The following is an 18534-nucleotide window of genomic DNA, read 5'->3' as shown; positions in this document are numbered from 1 at the left end:
CTTGCCGTAACGCTCGGCAACGCTATCGGCCTGGTATCCGACGCCTCAGTGCCCGACGCCTCAATGTCCGAGGCCAAGAATCCACCGTGCCAGACGGCTCGCCTCGCCCGGGGCGAGCTGAGGACTGGCGGGCATCGGAATGCTCCCCCATTTGCCGCGACTGCCCTCCGCAATGGTTCGTGCGAGATCGGCGGCAGCGCCAGGTTTTCCTTCGTAACGTTTGGCAATATCCCGGTAGGACGGCGCGAGCAACGTCCGGGCGACGGCGTGGCAGGTCATGCAATTGCGCTCGCGCGCGAGCTTTTCCATGGCTTGGGCGTTTTGCGTGTATTGCGCACCCGTGGCCGACGGCGACGGCGGGGTTGTCTGCGCGAGGGCAGCGCCCGCCGCGATCATCAGCCACGCACCGACCATCGCCCCGGCACACTTGCCGTTGCTTGCCTTCATTCGATACTCCCCGATCGTTCACGGATCCCGATGCGAGGCTGCGTGGGTTGGACGTCCATGGGTGACGACGTTGGGCAGGTGCATCGATGCGCCATTATAAGACGGCGCGCACAATGCGCGACTCGGCACAAAGGCACATGAAACAACGGCACCGTGGCCAGTGAGGCAAGCGGTGCCGTTCGGTCTGTCCAACGTCGCCGTCAGCCCGTGACCGCCCCCTTGTTGGCCGGTTGTGCCAGTGCGGCATACTTGGCCATGACGCCCCGGGTATAACGAGGCGCGGGCGCCTTCCACGCTGCGCGACGCCTTGCCAGTTCATCGTCCGGCACGTTCAGTTGCAACAGCAGCTTGTGCGCGTCGATGGTGATCGAGTCGCCTTCGTGCACGAGCGCAATCGTGCCGCCCACGAACGCTTCGGGCGCCACGTGTCCGACGACCATGCCCCACGTGCCGCCCGAGAACCGGCCGTCGGTGACGAAGCCGACCGTCTCGCCGAGTCCCTTGCCGATGATCGCCGACGTGGGCGCAAGCATTTCCGGCATGCCCGGCCCACCCTTCGGACCGAGGTAGCGCAGCACGAGCACGTCGCCGGCCTGGATCTTGTCGGCAAGGATCGCGTCCATCGCACTTTGCTCGTCGTCGAACACGCGCGCCGGGCCGGTGATGACCGGGTTCTTCAGGCCGGTGATCTTCGCGACCGCGCCGTCTTCGGCCAGGTTGCCCTTGAGGATGGCAAGATGGCCTTCCTTGTACAGCGCCTTGTCGATGGGGAAGATCACGTGCTGGTCGGCGCGCGGTACCGACGGCACGTCCTTGAGTTCTTCCGCGAGGGTTCGGCCGGTGATCGTCATGCAATCGCCGTGCAGCAGGCCGGCGTCGAGCAGGATCTTGAGCACTTGCGGAATGCCGCCGGCCTTGTGCAGGTCGGTCGCCACGTATTTGCCCGACGGCTTCAGGTCGCACAGGACGGGTACGCGCTCGCGAATGCGCTCGAAGTCGTCAATGGTCCAATCGATGTCGGCGGCGTGCGCAATGGCGAGATAGTGCAGCACTGCGTTGGTGGAGCCGCCCGTGGCCATGATGAGCGCCACCGCATTTTCGATGGACTTGCGCGTGATGATGTCGCGCGGTTTGAGGTCGTTCTTGACCGCTTCGATCAGCACGCGCGCCGATTCGGCCGCCGAGTCGACCTTTTCCTGATCGGGGTTGGCCATCGTCGACGAATACAGCAACGACATGCCCAGCGCCTCGAACGACGAACTCATCGTGTTGGCCGTGTACATGCCCCCGCACGACCCGGTCGACGGACATGCATTCTTCTCGATGCCCTTGAAATCGGCCTCGGTCATACGCCCGGCGGTGAATTCGCCCACGGCCTCGAACGACGAGACAATAGTGAGATCCTTGCCCTTCCAGTGACCCGGCTTGATGGTGCCGCCGTAGACATAGATGCCCGGCACGTTGATGCGTGCCAGCGCGATCATGCCGCCCGGCATGTTCTTGTCGCAGCCGCCGATCACGACCACGCCGTCCATCCACTGCCCCTGCACGGCGGTCTCGATGCAGTCGGCAATGACTTCGCGCGAGACAAGCGAATATTTCATGCCCTCCGTGCCCATCGACATGCCGTCGGAAATGGTGGGGGTGCCGAACGTCTGCGGATTGGCCTGATGGGTCTTGATGGCATCGACGGCGGCGTCTGCCAGCCGCTGCAGCCCCGCGTTGCAGGGGGTGATCGTCGAATGACCGTTGGCCACGCCGATCATCGGATTGTCGAAGTCTTCTTCCTTGTAGCCCAGCGCGTAGTACATCGAGCGGTTGGGCGAACGGGCCACGCCTTGCGTGACGTTTCGCGAACGACGGTTGAATGCCATGACGGTCTCCGGTGGGGATGCACCACGCCACAGGCTACCGCAGCGTCGCGCACATGCGTTGTTGTATCACGCTGTCATGCCGGCGGCACACGCGTCATCCGAGCGCGCCGCTCAAGGTCATTGCTGCTTCACTACTGCGTCACTGTACGTCAACTTCTGCGCGGGAGCTGCCGCACGCACGGCCGCTCCCGTGATGCACGCCGATCGCACCGATTGCTTTGATCAGTCCAATCAGTCCAATCGGCGCTTTCGTCGCATTATCCGCGCTTGCCCAACTTCAGTTGCGACAGGTCGCGCACCGCGCCACGGTCGGCCGAGGTGGCCAACGCGGCGTAGGCTTGCAGCGCCTGCGAGACCACGCGTTCACGATTCGCCGGCTGCCATGCCTCGTCGCCACGCGCTTCCATGGCGGCGCGGCGGCGGGCCAGTTCGTCGTCGGACACGGCCAGATGCATCTTGCGCTGGGTGATGTCGATCTCGATCACGTCGCCGTCTTCCACCAGACCGATCATGCCGCCTTCGGCCGCTTCGGGCGAGGCGTGGCCGATCACCAGACCCGACGAGCCACCCGAGAAGCGGCCGTCCGTGAACAAGGCGCAGGTCTTGCCCAGGCCCTTCGACTTCAGGTACGACGTCGGGTACAGCATTTCCTGCATGCCCGGGCCGCCCTTCGGGCCTTCGTAACGGATCACGACCACGTCGCCCGCCTGCACCTGGTCGCCCAGAATGGCGTCGACGGCATCGTCCTGGCTCTCAAACACGCGCGCACGGCCCGTGAAGACCCACTGCGATTCGTCGACGCCGGCCGTCTTCACAATACAGCCCTTTTCGGCGAGGTTACCGTACAGCACAGCCAGGCCACCGTCCTTCGTGTAGGCGTGTTCCTTGTCGCGGATACACCCGGTTTCACGGTTCAGATCGAGCGACGAATAGGTCGACGACTGGCTGAACGCGATGGTCGTGGGCACACCGCCGGGGGCGGCGCTGTAGAACGTGTGTGCCTTGTCGCCCGCATCCGCCGCCACATCCCACTGGGCGATGGCGTTGCCGAGCGTGCCGCTGTGCACGTTGCCGCACGACGTGTCGAGCAGCCCGCCGCGCGCGAGTTCACCCAGAATGCCGATGATGCCGCCCGCACGGTGCACGTCTTCGATGTGGTACTTGTCGGTCGCCGGGGCCGCCTTGCACAGGCAGGGAACCTTGCGCGAGATGCGGTCGATATCGGCCATCTTGAAGTCGACGCCCGCTTCCTGCGCGGCGGCGAGCAGGTGCAGCACCGTGTTGGTCGAGCCGCCCATGGCCACGTCGAGCGCCATGGCGTTTTCGAAGGCGGCCTTGGTCGCGATGTTGCGCGGCAGCACCGAGGCGTCGTCTTCCTGGTAATAGCGACGGCACAGATCGACCACGAGACGGCCGGCCTGCTCGAACAGCCCGCGGCGCCAGGCGTGCGTGGCGACGATGGTGCCGTTGCCCGGCAACGCGAGACCAATGGCTTCGGTCAGGCAGTTCATCGAGTTGGCGGTGAACATGCCCGAGCACGAACCGCACGTCGGGCAGGCGCTGCGCTCGATTTCCGCGACTTCGGCGTCGCTCACCTTCGGGTCGGCCGCCTTGATCATGGCGTCGATCAGGTCGATCTTGGCGATGACCTGGCCGTCGCCATTCTTGACCTTGCCCGCTTCCATCGGACCGCCCGAGACGAACACGACCGGAATGTTCAGGCGCATGGCGGCCATGAGCATGCCCGGGGTGATCTTGTCGCAGTTCGAGATGCAGACCATGGCATCGGCGCAGTGCGCGTTGACCATGTATTCCACCGAGTCGGCGATCAGCTCGCGCGACGGCAGCGAGTACAGCATGCCACCGTGACCCATGGCGATGCCGTCGTCCACGGCGATGGTGTTGAATTCCTTCGCCACACCGCCGGCCGCCTCGATCTCCTTGGCGACCACAGCGCCCAGATCGCGCAGGTGCACGTGACCCGGCACGAATTGCGTGAAGGAGTTGACCACGGCGATGATCGGCTTGCCGAAGTCGTCGTCTTTCATGCCGGTGGCGCGCCACAGGGCGCGGGCGCCGGCCATGTTGCGGCCGTGGGTCGAGGTGCGGGAACGGTATTGAGGCATGGTCGTCTCTGGAACGCTGTGCTTGTGGGATGAACGAAATACGGGGCCGCCAGGCGACATTCGGTCTGAGTTCGCTCTGGATTCGGTCTGGACTTGCGCGTGGCTGGGCAAAGCCGCCATGGCCGCGTGGCACGCCAGCGTCGGCCGGACGTCAAGATTCGTCTTTCCTTGAATGCTTGTCAAATATATTATTTGACTCGGATTGAGTCGAAAAACATATCATGGATCTCCGTCAACTCAGGTACTTCGTCGCGGTGGCCGAAGAGCGGCATTTCGGCCGTGCGGCCCAGCGTCTGTCGATGACCCAGCCCCCGCTCTCGCAGCAGATCCGGGCGCTGGAGGCGTCGCTGGGGGCGCCGCTTTTCGTGCGAACCAACCGGTCGGTGGAGTTGACGGCCGTGGGCCGGCAACTACTGCCCGAGGTGCGGCGCATTCTGGCGGACGCCGACGCGCTGCCGGCGTTCGCACAGGGACTGGCGCATGGGGAGGTCGGCACGCTCTCGCTAGGCTTCGTCTCCACGGCGGACTATGGCATTCTGCCGCCGCTGCTGCGCGAGTTCGGCGAGCGCTATCCGCGCGTGCGTCTGCAACTGCTCGAAGCGACGAGCGACGTGCAAGTCGAGGCGCTCATGGATGGACGCATCGACGCCGGTCTTTTCATCCCGCCGGTGCCTGCCCGTTACGTCAACGAACTGTCCTATCTGCCGATCGTGCGCGAACCGCTGATGCTGGCGTTGCCGGCCGGGCGGGGCATGGCCGGCGACGACGACATCGCTGCCGACGCCCAGCCGGGCGCCCCGGTCAGTCTGGCCGACTTTGCCGACGAGCCGCTCGTCATCTTCCCACGGCGCGTGGCGCCGGCGTTCTACGACATCATCATGGGCTGCTACGCCGCACTTGGCCTCACGCCGCGCGTGGGGCAGGAGGCCATTCAAATGCAGACCATCGTGAGCTTGGTGTCGGCGGGCATGGGCGTGGCTCTGGTGCCGCAATCGCTGTGCCATCTGCGCCGCACCGGCGTGACCTATCGCGCGCTGCGCGAAACGAGCACCCTCATCGAGACGGGCCTGCTCTGGCGCACGGCCGAAGTCACCCCTGTCCTCGAAGGATTTCTCGAAACGGCGCGCGCGGTGGCCCATACACCACCGGGGGCAACGCTGACGAACTGAAGGTCGCTGTGATTTGCGGCACCCGTCAGGCTGCCGCGATAGGGGGCGCTCGTGGTATTGTGCTGCCCATCCCAACGCCTGCCGGTTCGGTTTCCCTGGCGAGCCGTCGCTGGCGTGCCACTCGACGGCAGCAATGGGTTGCCTTGAGCGCTCATCCGCCCTCCGACGGAACTTTTGTTCACGAATCGATTCTTCTGATCCATGCTGATTCATCCTCAATTCGACCCGGTCGCGATTCATCTCGGCCCGCTCGCCATCCGCTGGTACGGCCTGATGTATCTGGTCGGCTTCATTCTGTTCCTGGTCGTGGGGCGCGTGCGCGTGCGCCAGCCGTCCATCGCCGCGCAAGGCTGGAAGGTGCAGGATCTCGACGATATGCTGTTCTATGGCGTGCTCGGGGTGATTCTTGGCGGACGTCTCGGCTACGTACTCTTCTATAAGCCAGCGTTTTATCTAGCGAATCCGATCGACATCTTCAAGGTGTGGGAAGGCGGCATGTCGTTCCACGGCGGCTTCCTTGGCGTGCTCGTCGCGATGTGGCTGTTCACTCGCCGTCGTGGCCATTCGCTGCTTGAAGGCACCGATCTCATCGCACCGATGATCCCGCTGGGGCTCGCCGCCGGTCGTCTGGGCAACTTCATCAACGGGGAATTGTGGGGACGCGTGACGTCACCCGATTCGCGCTTCGCAATGTTGTTCCCGCAATCGGCGGGTGAAGACGTTCAGTGGGCGATGGCGCATCCGCAGGCGATGGCCGATCAGGCGATGGCGGCGGTGTTCGCGCAATTCCACGGGCTGCCTCGCTATCCGTCGCAGTTGTTCGAATTCGCGCTCGAAGGGGTGGCGCTGTTCCTGCTGTTGTGGTTCTTCGCGCGACGCGCGAGGCCGGTGGGCGCGGTGTCCGCCATGTTCCTGGTGGGCTACGGCGTCTTCCGCTTCCTCGCGGAATTCACGCGTGAGCCCGATGCGTTCCTCGGCTTGCTCTCGTTCGGGCTGTCGATGGGCCAATGGCTGTCGATGCCGATGATCGTCGCGGGCGTCATCATGCTCGTGTGGGCGTATCGCCGCCGGCCAGTGCGGTCTCGCGCCTAAGGCGTCGGCAGGCGCTGCGCCGCAGAGAATCAGGCAACGGGCCGTCGGAGAGGTTTCCTCCGGCGGCCCGTTGGCTTTTGGGGCAGGCTTCAGCTCGCCTTGCGCTCGAGCGCGCGCAATGAGGCCATCAGATCGGCGAAGCGCTCGCCCTGCACGGTGACGTGGCCGCGAAGCTGTTCCGATGCCGCGTCGGCATCGCCTGCTTCAATGGCGCGGAACACGGCGTCATGTTCGGAGAACGATTGGTTCGGTCGGTCGCGTACGCGCAGTTGCAAGCGGCGGTACACGCGCAGGCGTCGGTGCAGCTGCAACGCCGTTTCCTGAAGATAGGTGTTGTGACTGGCCTGATAAATCAACGCGTGGAAATGCGCGTTGACTTCGTAATAAGTGTCGATGTCCCGCGCCTCGGCCGCCGCCCGGCTGGCCTCGTGCGTCTCGCGCAACTCGGCCAGCTCCTCTTCGGTGATGCGGCGCGCGGCGAGGCGTCCGCACATCGATTCGAGTTCCGCCATCACTTCGAACATCTCGCACAACCGCTGCGGGTCGATTTGCGCGACCACGGCGCCCCGGCGAGGACGAATCTCGATGACCCCCGACGACGCCAATTGAATCAACGCCTCGCGCAGGGGCGTGCGCGACACGCCGAACGTGCTCGCCAGTTCGACCTCGTCGAGCCGCATGCCGGGCGGGTACTCGCCCACGGCAATCTTCTCCTCGATCGCCTGGCGCAGCGCTTCCGATCGCTTCGGTTTTACGGTCATGACGCTCTCGCTGGGTCGTGTTTCGGTCCCGTCGCACGGGGCTCAATCGGATTCATGGTTGTCAAAGTAACGCTTGAAGCCTGCCTTGAAGATCGGGGTATACGCCGAAAATGTATTTTTTTGATGGTCAGTTTGTATACACGATTCTGGATTGACTATACGATTTCATCCCGAGAGCGGCAACTCGCGCACTCGAAATACCAAAAATCAAAGCAGTCATCCGTACATGCAGTGCCGGCGAACCGGTGGTGCACCCGCGGCGGGAAGCAAAACCCGCAGCGGGCGATGTCAGGCACCGGGCTTCGCTGGTTCACCACTGACAGAAGTGACAGGAGACGCCATGGAGACAAATCATTCCCCGCTGCGGCGGCAACTCATGCTCGGTGCCGCATCGGCACTCGCCACCGGCGGCCTGGCCAGCCCATGGGGCAACGCATTCGCGCAGTCCGGCCCGCTCAAGATTTCCCATCAATTCCCTGGCGGCACACTGACCGAAGGCGACTTTCGCGACCGGCTCTGCCGCAAGTTCGCGCAGGAAGTCGAGAAGCGCACCCACGGCGCGCTGAAGTTCCAGGTCTATCCGGGCAGTTCGCTCATGAAGACCAATGCGCAGTTCTCGGCGCTGCGTCGCGGGGCCCTCGATCTTTCGCTCTATCCGCTGCCCTATGCGGGTGGGGAAGTGCGCGAACTCAACATCGGGCTGATGCCGGGGCTGGTGACGTCATATGCGCAGGGCGCTGCGTGGCGCCACGGCGAAATCGGCAAGGTGCTCACCGACGTGCTGGCCGAGAAGAACGTCGTGATCGTGAGCTGGGTCTGGCAGGCGGGCGGCGTTGCGAGCCGCGCCAAGCCGCTCGTTTCGCCCGACGACGCCAAGGGGCTCAAGGTGCGCGGCGGCAGCCGCGAGATGGACATGATGCTCAAAGAGGCCGGCGCGGCCGTCATTTCGCTGCCGTCGAACGAACTCTACGCCGCCATGCAGACGGGCGCGATGGACGCGGCGATGACTTCATCAACGAGCCTGATGTCATTCCGTCTCGAGGAGGTATCGAAGCATCTGACCACCGGGCGCAACAAGTCGTATTGGTTCATGCTCGAACCGCTGTTGATGTCGAAGCAGGTCTTCGACAAGCTACCCAAGGACCAACAGCAGGCGATCCTGCAAGTGGGGGCGGAACTCGAGTCGTTCGGCACCGAAGCCGCCAAGGCCGACGATGCGCAGATTGCCAGCGTCTATACCAAGGCCGGTGCGAAGGTCTACGACCTCGACGAGGCAACGGTGATGAAGTGGCGCGACATCGCACGGCGCACCGCGTGGAAGGACTACGCGGGCCGATCCGACACCTGCGCGAAACTGCTCGCGCTCGCCCAGCAGGTGCCTGCATGAGTGGGGCCGCCGTGAGCACGGAACCGGCGGCGGCCCGCACTCGCCTGCTGCGGCGGCTCGATGCCTTGTTACAGGGCGTGAGTCGTCTGCTCATGGTCGTGTGCATGTTGGCGCTGGTCGGGGCCGCGCTCGTGCTCAGTTACAGCGTGTTCGCGCGGCACGTGCTCAAGCTCGCCACCGACTGGCAGGACGAAGCCGCTGTGTTCCTGCTGGTCGGCGCGACCTTCGTCTCCGCCGCGCATGTGCAGCATTTGCGTGGGCATATCGGCATCGAAGCGATCACGACCTTGCTCTCGCCGCGCGTGAACCGGGTGCGGCGCTGGTGCGTGGACATGGTCTCGTTCGCGTTCTGCGGCTTCTTTGCATGGAAGTCGTGGACGCTGTTCTGGGAGGCCTATGTCGATGGCCAGACGAGCAGTTCGACGTGGGGGCCGCCCCTGTCGATTCCGTATGGCCTGATGGCCTTCGGCATGACGTTGCTCACGGTGCAATTGCTATTGCAGGTGGCGATTGGCGCTGGCGAAATGGGAAAACCTGCGGGCCATGACGCCCCGCTCGGATCGGATCGTACGGGAGGGCATGCATGAGCGAACTCGGTATCGGATTGCTCTATGGTGGCGCGACGCTCGTCGCCATGTTCTCGGGCATGCCCATCGCATTTGCCCTGGGCGCCGTGGCGGTGGCGTTCATGCTCGGCTTCATGCCGGTCTCGTCGCTCGATACGATCACGCAGAACGTCTATGAGGAGATGGCGAGCATTACGCTGCTCTCGATTCCGCTGTTCATTCTGAAGGGGGCCGCCATCGGCAAGTCACGCGCGGGCCAGGACCTCTATCTGGCATTGCACGCGTGGATGCGCCGGATTCCGGGCGGTCTGGGCATCGCCAATGTGTTCGCCTGCGGGCTGTTCGCCGCGATGGCCGGATCGAGCCCGGCGACGTGCTCCGCCATCGGCAGTGCAGGGATTCCGGAGATGCGCCAGCGCGGCTATTCGCCGGGATTCGCCGCGGGGATCATCGCGGCGGGCGGAACGCTGGGCATTCTGCTTCCGCCGTCGATCACGATGATTCTCTACGCGGTGGCCGCCGAGCAGTCGCTCGGGCGGCTGTTCCTCGCCGGTATCGTGCCCGCGCTGCTGTTGGTGGGGCTGTTCTCGTGCTATGCGGCGTGGCGCTACCGACACGAGTACGCGCGCGCGCAAGTGGCTCTCGCCCGCGACGGCACGCCGTCGCCGTTCCCGAGCGAGCCGCCGGCCACGATGCGCGAGAAGCTGGCGCTGTTGCCGCGCGTGCTGCCGTTCGTGACGCTGCTCATCGGCGTGATGGCGGCGCTCTACGGCGGCTATGCCACGCCGTCGGAGACGGCTGGCCTCGGCGGCCTGCTGGCGTTGGGGCTGATCGCCGTGATCTATCGGATGTGGAACCCGCGCCAGCTTGCGCCGATTCTGACCGGCACGTTGCGCGAGTCGACCATGCTGATGTTCATCATCGGCATGTCGTTGCTTTATTCGTACGTGATGAGCTATCTGCACATCAGCCAGTCGGCGGCGCAATGGATCGTGGGGCTGCATTTGTCGCGCTGGGTGCTGCTCACGGCGATTCTGCTGATGGTGGTCGTGCTCGGCTTCTTCCTGCCACCGGTCAGCATCATCCTGATGACCGCGCCGATCATCCTGCCGCCGCTGCGGGCCGCGGGTTTTGACCTGGTGTGGTTCGGCGTGGTGATGACGATCGTCATGGAATTGGGGTTGATTCATCCGCCCGTAGGACTCAACATCTTCGTCATCAAGAATACCGCGCCCGATATCGCGTTGCGCGACATCGTGTGGGGCGTGATGCCGTTTGTGGTGTTGATGGTGCTGGCCGTCGTCCTCATCTGTGCGTTGCCCGGCTTGTCGCTGTGGTTGCCGGATCGACTGATGGGATGAGAGCGCTTTCACGAAATGCGGCAATATTCGCTGGAGGGTGCGTCATCGCCGTATAGCCGGTGTGCTTGCCTACCCGGGCGCAATGTCAGGAAGCCATGAAGGATGAGCCAATCATGTCAGCCATGTCCGTTCCCGTCTCGTTGAGTCCGTCGGCGATGGACTCAACGATGGCCGCGTCGTCTACCGCCATGGCCTCGCCCTCGCCATCCTCGTCGTCGCCTTCCCAACCGGGGCGGGACACGCCCGAGACCGTGACTGACGTGAGCGCGCCGGTACCGTCGCCCAAGCCGTCGCTCGGGGCGCGCCTCGGACAGTGGTTTGGCCGCGGCGGCGGTAAATCGGGGGGGCAGGGCGGCGGGCCGAAGGATGGCAAGGACGGCAAAGGGAGCGCCAAGGTCACGCCGGCAACGCTGTCGCCACGTGCGCAGAACGCGCTGCGGCGGCAGTTGACGCTGTGCCTGTCGGCGCGGTTGACGGACTCCGCCGCCAACGACGCCGCGCGCGATTTCATGATGCGCTACACCGCGGCGTCGCCCGACATGCAGCTGGCGCTGCTCGCGGTCGTCGCCGACGCTTGTGCGAGCGACGGCTCCCCCGGTGCCGAGGTCGGCAGGGACGGCGACGGAGCCAGTGCCAGACGCGCGGCCAGCGGGTTGGCCGGTGCGCTCGGCAGTGCGCGTGTGCGCTTTCTCAAGCGCTTCAATGCGCTGCCCGATGGCCTGCCGTTCCTCGTGCGCTGGCGCGCCGACATGTTGGAACACCGCGCGGTGTTGCCCGGACTCGCGGCGCTCGAAGAGGATCTCGGCAGTCTCTTTTCGACATGGTTCGACGTCGGACTGCTGGAGTTGCATCCGATCACGTGGGATTCGCCGGCGTCGCTGCTCGAGAAGCTCATGCGCTACGAAGCGGTGCATGAGATTTCGTCGTGGGCGGATCTGCGCAACCGGCTCGATTCCGACCGCCGTTGCTATGCGTTCTTTCATCCGCGCATGCCGCGCGAGCCGCTGATCTTCGTTGAAGTGGCGTTTGTGCCCGAGATGGCCGCCGACGTGCATTCGCTGCTCGACGAGAAGGCGCCGCTCGAGGATCTGCGTCGCGTGCGGTGGGCGATCTTCTATTCGATCTCGAACACGCAGCCCGGCCTGCGCGGGGTGAGCTTCGGCAACTTCCTGCTCAAACGCGTGATCGACGAACTGCAAGTCGATTTTCCGAAGCTGCGCAATTTTGCGACGCTCTCCCCGATTCCGGGGTTCAACGACTGGCTCAAGTCGTTGTCGACCCAGGCGCTTGTGCAAGTGCTTGGCCCAAAGCGGGCGAAGCTGCTGGGGCAGGAGGGGGCGCCGGCGCCCGATGCCTCCGGCGCGCAGATGGTGGCGTGGTTGCAGTCCTCTGCCGAGCGCAAGGGCGCGCAAGCGTTGCAGCGCAGTCTTGGCGAAGCGCTGGCTGCGCACTACCTGGCGCGCGAAACCGTGCGGGGACAGCCGCGCGATCCGGTCGCGCGGTTCCATCTTGGCAACGGCGCGCGCGTGGAGCGCATCAACTGGCATGCCGATCTTTCGAAGAAGGGCGCGAAGCAGTCGTGCGGCATGATGGTCAATTATCTTTACGAGCCCGACGAACTCGACGCCAACCTTCAACGTCTCATCGACGGCGAACCCGCGCTCGGACGCGCCGTGGCGCGCCGGCTATGAATATGAGGACGTTCCCGTATGCCTACTGCTATTCACGCCCATCAACCGCACGGAGGAACGCGTGAGTGAAGTCCTGCGCGACGACCGTTCGCTAGACGACGGATGGGTGACGCTGACGCTGTCGAATCCCGGCAAGCTCAACGCAATTTCGGTCGCCATGTGGCGCGCGCTGCGCGCGCATCTGCAAGCGCTCGACGAAGACGCGCGCGTGCGCGCCATCGTCATTCGCGGGGCGCAAGGCCACTTCGCGGCCGGGGCGGATATCGAGGAGTTTCCGGTCGAGCGCGGCAGCTACGACGCGCTGCGTCGCTATCACGGCGAGGTCATCGGGCCGACGCTCGACGCCTTGGCCCATTGTCGGCATCCGAGCGTCGCGCTGATCGAGGGGGTTTGCGTGGGCGGCGGCCTGGAGATCGCGGCGCATTGCGACTTGCGCATTGCCGGGGAGGGCGCTCGTTTCGGTGTGCCGATCAACAAGCTTGGCTTTCCAATGGCGCCCGGCGAACTGCGCGGCGTGCTCGCCCTGGCAGGCCGCGCGACAACGCTCGAAATCCTGCTGGAGGGGCGCGTCTTTGGCGCGGCGGAGGCGCGCGAGAAAGGACTGCTCACGCGCGTGGTGGCCGACGACGAGGTGGAACACGAGGGCTATGCGTGCGCGCGGCGTCTCGCCGCCGGTGCGCCGTTGGCCGCCCAACTGAACAAATGGCTGATCGCCCGGTTGGCACCGACCGTGCCGCCGTTGTCCGAGGCCGAATGGCAAAATGCGTTTTCGTATTGGGATTCGCGCGATCACCGCGAAGGGGTGGCGGCATTCCTCGAGAAGCGCCCGCCTGACTTTTGCGGACGGTGAGCGACGCCACGTCGTCGCTGCTTTTTTTCCAGTCATCGCATCCACTGTTTCAAATCCGGTTCTGTTTATGACGCAAGACACCAATCTCTACCGAATTTTTGCCGAGCGCTTTCCCGCCGATAAATCGGCGTGCGCAATCGAGACGCCCGAAGGGCTCTATTACAGTTGGGACGACGTCGAGCGCGCGAGCGCGCGCATGGCGAACCTGCTCGCGAGTCTCGACCTGACCCCCGGCGCACGCATTGCCGTGCAGGTCGAAAAGTCGCCCGAAGCGCTACTGCTCTACCTCGCCACCTTGCGCGCGGGGTTCGTGTATCTGCCGCTGAATACGGCATATCGCGAGGGCGAGATCGCTTACTTCGTCGAGAACGCCGCGCCGGATGTCGTGGTGTGCAGTCCGGCAAATTTCGGCTGGGTGTCGAAGGTTGCATTCACGAACGGTGCGAAGCATGTCTATACGCTCGGAGACGATCGTACGGGTTCGCTGCTGGAGCGCGCGGCGTGGTTCGACGATACCTTCGAGACTGTGCCGCGTGCGCCGGACGATCTCGCTGCCATTCTGTACACGTCGGGCACGACGGGCCGCAGCAAGGGGGCCATGCTCTCTCACGGCAACCTCGCGAGCAACGCGCGCGTGTTGCACGAGTTCTGGGGATGGGGCGAGCGCGAGGGCGGCGACGTGCTACTGCATGCGCTGCCGATTTTCCACGTGCACGGGCTGTTCGTCGCGAGCCACGCGGCGCTGTATTCCGGCAGTAAGATGATCTGGATGGCGAAGTTCGATGCGCGCGAAGTGCTGCATCAACTTTCGCGTGCCACGGTGTTCATGGGCGTGCCGACGTATTACGTCCGGCTGCTGGCGGAGGCGGGGCTCGATCGCGAGGCGTGTCGCAACATGCGGCTGTTCATTTCGGGCTCGGCACCGCTGTTGAGCGAGACGTTCGACGCGTTCCGCGAGCGCACCGGGTACACGATTCTGGAGCGTTACGGCATGTCCGAGACGGTCATGCTCATCTCGAACCCATACCGTGGCGATGCGGCGAGCGTGCGCCGCGCGGGTACGGTTGGCGTGCCGCTGCCGGGGGTGACGGTACGCGTGGTCGGCGACGACATGCAACCATGCCGTTCCGGCGAGATCGGTCACATCCAGGTCAAGGGGCCGAACGTTTTCGCCGGGTACTGGCGCATGCCGGAGAAGACCGCGGAAGAGTTCACCGACGACGGTTTCTTCAAGACGGGTGACGTTGGCAAGTTCGACGAGGACGGCTATGTGCACATCGTCGGTCGCTCGAAGGATCTCATCATCTCGGGCGGCTACAACGTCTATCCGAAGGAAATCGAGGGCTTCATCGACGAGATGGACGGCGTGGCCGAGTCGGCGGTGATTGGTGTTCCGCACCCGGACTTCGGTGAGGCGGTAGTGGCCGTCATCGTGCCGCGCGCCGGCGCAAAGGCACCCGACGAACGAACGGTCATCGACACGCTCAAGCAGCGCATCGCCAACTTCAAGGTGCCCAAGCGCGTGCACGTCGTCGCCGAATTGCCGCGCAATACGATGGGCAAGGTGCAAAAGAACTTGCTGCGTGAGCGCTTCAAGTAAGCGCGATGCAGCATCGCGCGTCGGTCGTCCAATATCGAACGTAAAAGAATGCCGCCCTCGATGGGGCGGCATGCTAACTCACCTGACAACGTGCCGGCCCGCGCGACTTACTTCATCTGCACGGTGCCCGAGACCGTCACGGTCACTTGCGTTTTGCCGCCTTCGAGCTGCATCGGCGGCGCGGCGTCGGCGCCCGCACTCATGGCCATTGCCTTCATCGCGTACGGACGCGGCATCATCGGCGCGTTCGCACCGACCTGCACCTGACGGATCGAGTAGCTGCTGTAGCCGAAGGCCCTCGTGTTGTTCTGCGCCTGATCGCGGAACGCCTGGATGGCCTGATTCGTCAGCTCGGCCTGGGTCTTCTCCTGCGCTTCACGCGAAAGCGAGAACGACACGCCGTCCATCTGCATCTGGTTCGAGATCTGGCTGGCGAGACGCGATGCGGCACCGAAATCCTTCGATGTCATTTGCAGTTCGGTGCGGCCTCGCCATGCGGTGATCTTGCCGTCGCGGTTGGTCGTCGGGTAGAGCGAGACGCTACCGGTCTGAACCTGCACGGCATTCTGGCCCTTGGCCACGGACATCGCGCTGTTGGCCTTCTGCGTGAGATTGCGCGACACGGTCGCGGCGTCGGCGCCTTGCTCCTGCGCGGACATCGTGATGTGAACGGTGTCCTGCTCGACCTCCTTCGTGGCGTGGGCTTCAAGGCCCAGCACGCCCGAGAGCTGGTGGTTGGCATCGTCACCCGATTGGGCGTAGGCGGCATTGGCGGCGGTGGCGATCAGCAGCGCCGCGGCGAGGGATTTGCGCATCGTATTGTCCTTTTTCGAGTGAGAGTTCACCTGTGCGTGGCGAACGTTTGACCGGTCGCTCGCGCGGCCTGCGCGGCATGACGTCCGCAACATGATGGGGCGTCATGCGGTCATGGCCACAGGCTATGCCGGTATCAACAACCTGATACAGACGCTATCACAACGGGGTTGGTTCCCCCCGACACCTTCAGGCTTCAAGTAAATGCCGGGTGATGAACTTCCAGTGTTTGGGCGACACAGGGGTGATCGAGAGACGATTGCCGCGTGCGAGGACCAGCATGCCGTCCAGTTCCGGCGTCTGCCGCATTTCCGTGAGCGGCATGAGCCGTGTCTTGCGATCCAGTTTGACGTCGACCAGCAGCCAACGTGGCGATTCCGGCGTCGACTTGGGATCGAAATAGGCACTCTTGGAGTCGAACTGGGTAGGGTCGGGATAGGGCGTCGACGCCACCGTCGCGAGTCCGGCGATACCGGGCACTGCACAGCTCGAATGATAGAAGAGCACGCCATCGCCCACGCGCATTTCGTCGCGCATGAAGTTTCGTGCCTGATAGTTGCGCACGCCCGTCCACGCCAGGGTCTGGTGCTTCGCGCTGGCGAGATCGTCGATACTCGCCTCCTCGGGTTCGGACTTCATCAACCAGTAACGTTGTGTCATGCCGCCTCAGAGTCAAAGTTGTTGTAACGGTAGCAAACATCGCTCAAATGAACCAAAAATCGACGCATTTCGAATGGATGGGTTGCTGCGCTGCGATCCTTGGCCAAATCCTATACTATGCGTTTGTGATCTTCGTGTGACGATTGATGTGACCGGTTGGCCGACTGCCCTGTCCGATCTCGCAACGGGCAGTGCTCGATGCGCTCGTCGACCCGCCATTCACACAGGTCGCGCGTACGTGCTTGAGCGATACATGTTCAACCCCCTATGCCGATAGGAGAGTGTCATGGCAGCAGAGCCGTCTGTTCGAACCAATGCGTTCATCTTTTATTCCCTCGCGACGGTGTCGTTCATCGAGACCAGCGTGCCGGAGTTCGTCTCCACGCTCAACCAGATGTATGGCGACGACGACGAGATGAGAACGTGGCTGCGCGATACCTGGCTTCCCGAGGAGGTCGAGCACGGGCGGCTCGCCAAGGACTACATCGCGCGCGTCTGGCCCGAGTTCGACTGGGCGCCGGCGTACGACGCATTTCTGGAACGCTATAAGCCGCGGTGCGATGTGCAGCACATGCGGCCGTCGCTGGCGCTCGAGGCGCTCTCACGCTGCGTGACCGAGACGCAAACGGCCATGATCTACCGCTGCCTGGAATCCTATATGCCGGTCGAGGAACTCAAGCAGATGATGCACAAGTTGAGCAATGAGGAGGTCGGCCACTATCGCTATTTCCGCAAGACATTCGATCGATACAACGCGGTGGAGCAGCGCGGGGTGATCCGGCGGCTGAGAACCATGGTCGCGCGCAGCGAACTGGTGCGCGACGAGGACATTGCGTTCGCGTTCGAGCCGCTCAATCGATTCTGGCGCACACCGCCGCCGTTCGAGACGATGACTTGGGACGCGTTCCTCGCGATGTCGGGCGATGTGATGAAGCAGTACATGCCTGTCGAGGCGGCCACGCGCATGATGTTCAAGCCGCTGGAGACGGGATCGTGGTGGCGCGACCGTCCGGTCAAGGCGCTGCTGAGCTTTATGGTGCGTCGGCAGTATCCGCAACTGGGCAGCGAGGCGTGAGGGCGCCGATTGTCGGAACCTCGCGACGGTTCGGATGACGGATCCGAACACGGCAGACGAAAAAAAACCCCGCCGAGGCGGGGTTTTTTCGTAGTCGGTGAACCGTATTACTTGTTCGTGCCGACGACTTCGACTTCCACGCGGCGATCCGGTGCCAGGCACTTGATCAGCTGACCGCGGTTCTTCTGGTTGCAACCGGTCGTGACCGGGTTGCGCTTGCCCTTGCCTTCCGTGTAGACGCGGTTGGCTTCAACGCCCTTGCTGACCAGGTAGGCCTTCACAGCTTGAGCGCGACGCAGCGACAGACGGTCGTTGTACTTGTCCGAACCGATGCGGTCGGTGTAGCCCGTGGCAACCACGACTTCAAGGTTCAGTGCTTGAACCTTGCCAGCCAGGTCGTCCAGCTTGGCCTTGCCTTCCGGCTTCAGGATGGCCTTGTCGAAATCGAACAGGGCGTCAGCTTGGTACGTCACCTTCTGCGAGACCGGAGCGACCGGAACCGGAGCCGGTGCCGGAGCCGGTGCCTGGGCGATGATCGAACCATCGCACTTGGCATTGGCCGTGGCCGGGGTCCAGTAGGCATCGCGCCAGCACAGTTCGTCCGAGCCGTTCTTCCAAACCCACTCGCCGCTGCCGTTAACCCAGTTGTCGTTGACAGCTTGTTTCGAGGCCGCGATCGGACCCGGAGCGGTCTGGACATAATTTTGAGCCATAGCCGAAGCAGCCATCACTGCGGTAGCTGCAACGATCGCGAGCTTAGCGAATTTATTCATATTTCTCCTCTCGAAATGAGATTACCGCAGGGTTACTGCGAGCCTAGACGACGGTACCAAAGTCTTACATCGCTCGAAGTATAACATCGGCCTTTGCGCCAAAGCATGGCCCATGCACTTCGAATAATGTCTAACTTATGCCACGGCATTTTGCCATAGCGCTTCCGCCACCCGTGAGCAAAACCCCAAGTTTGCCGCCCGTCGTGGCGCAGTTGTGGTGTGAGCGCAACACCTTTTGAGGCCCCTCGCCAACCGTTTCATTCTTCGTCGTCGCCGATCGTTTTGGCAT

16 protein-coding genes are annotated in these 18534 nt (G+C 63.8%); 9 read left to right on the top strand and 7 right to left on the bottom strand.

All coding sequences use genetic code 11. The features are described from left to right. Positions 1–60: 60 nt before the first annotated feature. The 3 genes from PCE31107_RS15320 to ilvD (PCE31107_RS15310) all read right to left on the bottom strand — a co-directional run bounded on the left by PCE31107_RS15320 (position 61) and on the right by ilvD (PCE31107_RS15310) (position 4447). Positions 61–447 carry a c-type cytochrome gene (locus PCE31107_RS15320; protein ID WP_246181845.1) on the bottom strand — a complete coding sequence of 129 codons (387 nt, stop codon included), beginning with the start codon at positions 445–447 and terminating at the stop codon, positions 61–63. Between the two features lie 200 nt (positions 448–647). After that, entirely contained in the window at positions 648–2321 is a 1674-nt protein-coding gene (ilvD, locus tag PCE31107_RS15315) for a dihydroxy-acid dehydratase (RefSeq protein ID WP_130025178.1), read from the bottom strand. Between the two features lie 257 nt (positions 2322–2578). Beyond that, on the bottom strand, positions 2579–4447 hold the full coding sequence (gene ilvD, locus PCE31107_RS15310; RefSeq protein WP_150609606.1) for a dihydroxy-acid dehydratase: 1869 nt from the start codon (positions 4445–4447) through the stop codon (positions 2579–2581). Between the two features lie 221 nt (positions 4448–4668). Here ilvD (PCE31107_RS15310) and PCE31107_RS15305 point away from each other — a divergent pair, with 221 nt between their 5' ends. Together PCE31107_RS15305 and lgt are read left to right on the top strand one after the other, a co-directional pair. Beyond that, positions 4669–5616, top strand: coding sequence for a LysR family transcriptional regulator (locus PCE31107_RS15305; RefSeq protein WP_150609604.1), 948 nt, complete (start codon positions 4669–4671; stop codon positions 5614–5616). 201 nt (positions 5617–5817) lie between these two features. After that, entirely contained in the window at positions 5818–6708 is an 891-nt protein-coding gene (gene lgt, locus PCE31107_RS15300; RefSeq protein WP_150609602.1) for a prolipoprotein diacylglyceryl transferase, read from the top strand. 89 nt (positions 6709–6797) lie between these two features. On the opposite strand, the gene PCE31107_RS15295 is transcribed toward lgt, so the two are convergent. Continuing rightward, positions 6798–7469 (bottom strand): GntR family transcriptional regulator, encoded by a 672-nt coding sequence (locus PCE31107_RS15295; RefSeq protein WP_150609600.1) that lies wholly within the window; start codon positions 7467–7469, stop codon positions 6798–6800. 340 nt (positions 7470–7809) lie between these two features. Between PCE31107_RS15295 and dctP the strand changes: the two genes are divergently transcribed. From dctP to PCE31107_RS15265, 6 genes are all read left to right on the top strand, one after another. Next, a complete protein-coding gene (gene dctP, locus PCE31107_RS15290; RefSeq protein ID WP_017235571.1) occupies positions 7810–8856 on the top strand; it encodes a TRAP transporter substrate-binding protein DctP in 1047 nt (348 codons plus the stop codon). After that, on the top strand, positions 8853–9443 hold the full coding sequence (locus PCE31107_RS15285; protein ID WP_130025183.1) for a TRAP transporter small permease: 591 nt from the start codon (positions 8853–8855) through the stop codon (positions 9441–9443). The genes dctP and PCE31107_RS15285 overlap by 4 nt, the downstream gene beginning before the upstream one ends. Beyond that, entirely contained in the window at positions 9440–10783 is a 1344-nt protein-coding gene (locus tag PCE31107_RS15280) for a TRAP transporter large permease (protein WP_150609598.1), read from the top strand. The genes PCE31107_RS15285 and PCE31107_RS15280 overlap by 4 nt, the downstream gene beginning before the upstream one ends. 113 nt (positions 10784–10896) lie before the next feature. Next, the gene (locus PCE31107_RS15275) at positions 10897–12474 is read left to right on the top strand and encodes a malonyl-CoA decarboxylase domain-containing protein (RefSeq protein WP_246181844.1); all 1578 of its coding nucleotides are present in this window, start codon (positions 10897–10899) and stop codon (positions 12472–12474) included. Positions 12475–12535: 61 nt separating this feature from the next. Beyond that, positions 12536–13324 carry an enoyl-CoA hydratase/isomerase family protein gene (locus PCE31107_RS15270; protein ID WP_246181843.1) on the top strand — a complete coding sequence of 263 codons (789 nt, stop codon included), beginning with the start codon at positions 12536–12538 and terminating at the stop codon, positions 13322–13324. A gap of 67 nt (positions 13325–13391) precedes the next feature. Further along, positions 13392–14924, top strand: coding sequence for a malonate--CoA ligase (locus tag PCE31107_RS15265; RefSeq protein ID WP_150609596.1), 1533 nt, complete (start codon positions 13392–13394; stop codon positions 14922–14924). A 107-nt stretch (positions 14925–15031) separates the two neighbouring features. Here PCE31107_RS15265 and PCE31107_RS15260 read toward each other — a convergent pair whose 3' ends face one another. Beyond that, entirely contained in the window at positions 15032–15739 is a 708-nt protein-coding gene (locus PCE31107_RS15260; RefSeq protein ID WP_150609594.1) for an SIMPL domain-containing protein, read from the bottom strand. Between the two features lie 187 nt (positions 15740–15926). Continuing rightward, positions 15927–16397 (bottom strand): EVE domain-containing protein, encoded by a 471-nt coding sequence (locus PCE31107_RS15255; protein ID WP_130025187.1) that lies wholly within the window; start codon positions 16395–16397, stop codon positions 15927–15929. Positions 16398–16683: 286 nt separating this feature from the next. Here PCE31107_RS15255 and PCE31107_RS15250 point away from each other — a divergent pair, with 286 nt between their 5' ends. Next, positions 16684–17472: a hypothetical protein gene (locus PCE31107_RS15250; RefSeq protein ID WP_130025188.1), complete on the top strand. Its 789-nt coding sequence runs from the start codon at positions 16684–16686 to the stop codon at positions 17470–17472. A 107-nt stretch (positions 17473–17579) separates the two neighbouring features. Here PCE31107_RS15250 and ompA read toward each other — a convergent pair whose 3' ends face one another. Continuing rightward, positions 17580–18245: an outer membrane protein OmpA gene (gene ompA / locus PCE31107_RS15245; protein WP_017232104.1), complete on the bottom strand. Its 666-nt coding sequence runs from the start codon at positions 18243–18245 to the stop codon at positions 17580–17582. Positions 18246–18534: the final 289 nt, after the last annotated feature.

It is taken from the genome of Pandoraea cepalis, assembly GCF_902459625.1.
Classification (GTDB): domain Bacteria; phylum Pseudomonadota; class Gammaproteobacteria; order Burkholderiales; family Burkholderiaceae; genus Pandoraea; species Pandoraea cepalis.
Note: the sequence above shows the minus strand (reverse complement) of the source record. Positions and strands in the feature narration are given on the sequence as shown.

Excerpts from the sequence above, each read along its gene's own strand:
- ompA (WP_017232104.1), bottom strand. The coding sequence starts at position 18,245 with ATGAATAAATTCGCTAAGCTCGCGATCGTTGCAGCTACCGCAGTGATG.
- PCE31107_RS15280 (WP_150609598.1), top strand. The coding sequence starts at position 9,440 with ATGAGCGAACTCGGTATCGGATTGCTCTATGGTGGCGCGACGCTCGTC.
- PCE31107_RS15295 (WP_150609600.1), bottom strand. The coding sequence starts at position 7,469 with ATGACCGTAAAACCGAAGCGATCGGAAGCGCTGCGCCAGGCGATCGAG.
- PCE31107_RS15320 (WP_246181845.1), bottom strand. The coding sequence starts at position 447 with ATGAAGGCAAGCAACGGCAAGTGTGCCGGGGCGATGGTCGGTGCGTGG.
- ilvD (WP_150609606.1), bottom strand. The coding sequence starts at position 4,447 with ATGCCTCAATACCGTTCCCGCACCTCGACCCACGGCCGCAACATGGCC.
- PCE31107_RS15305 (WP_150609604.1), top strand. The coding sequence starts at position 4,669 with ATGGATCTCCGTCAACTCAGGTACTTCGTCGCGGTGGCCGAAGAGCGG.
- PCE31107_RS15285 (WP_130025183.1), top strand. The coding sequence starts at position 8,853 with ATGAGTGGGGCCGCCGTGAGCACGGAACCGGCGGCGGCCCGCACTCGC.
- ilvD (WP_130025178.1), bottom strand. The coding sequence starts at position 2,321 with ATGGCATTCAACCGTCGTTCGCGAAACGTCACGCAAGGCGTGGCCCGT.
- PCE31107_RS15250 (WP_130025188.1), top strand. The coding sequence starts at position 16,684 with ATGGCAGCAGAGCCGTCTGTTCGAACCAATGCGTTCATCTTTTATTCC.
- PCE31107_RS15275 (WP_246181844.1), top strand. The coding sequence starts at position 10,897 with ATGTCAGCCATGTCCGTTCCCGTCTCGTTGAGTCCGTCGGCGATGGAC.
- PCE31107_RS15255 (WP_130025187.1), bottom strand. The coding sequence starts at position 16,397 with ATGACACAACGTTACTGGTTGATGAAGTCCGAACCCGAGGAGGCGAGT.
- PCE31107_RS15265 (WP_150609596.1), top strand. The coding sequence starts at position 13,392 with ATGACGCAAGACACCAATCTCTACCGAATTTTTGCCGAGCGCTTTCCC.
- PCE31107_RS15260 (WP_150609594.1), bottom strand. The coding sequence starts at position 15,739 with ATGCGCAAATCCCTCGCCGCGGCGCTGCTGATCGCCACCGCCGCCAAT.
- lgt (WP_150609602.1), top strand. The coding sequence starts at position 5,818 with ATGCTGATTCATCCTCAATTCGACCCGGTCGCGATTCATCTCGGCCCG.
- dctP (WP_017235571.1), top strand. The coding sequence starts at position 7,810 with ATGGAGACAAATCATTCCCCGCTGCGGCGGCAACTCATGCTCGGTGCC.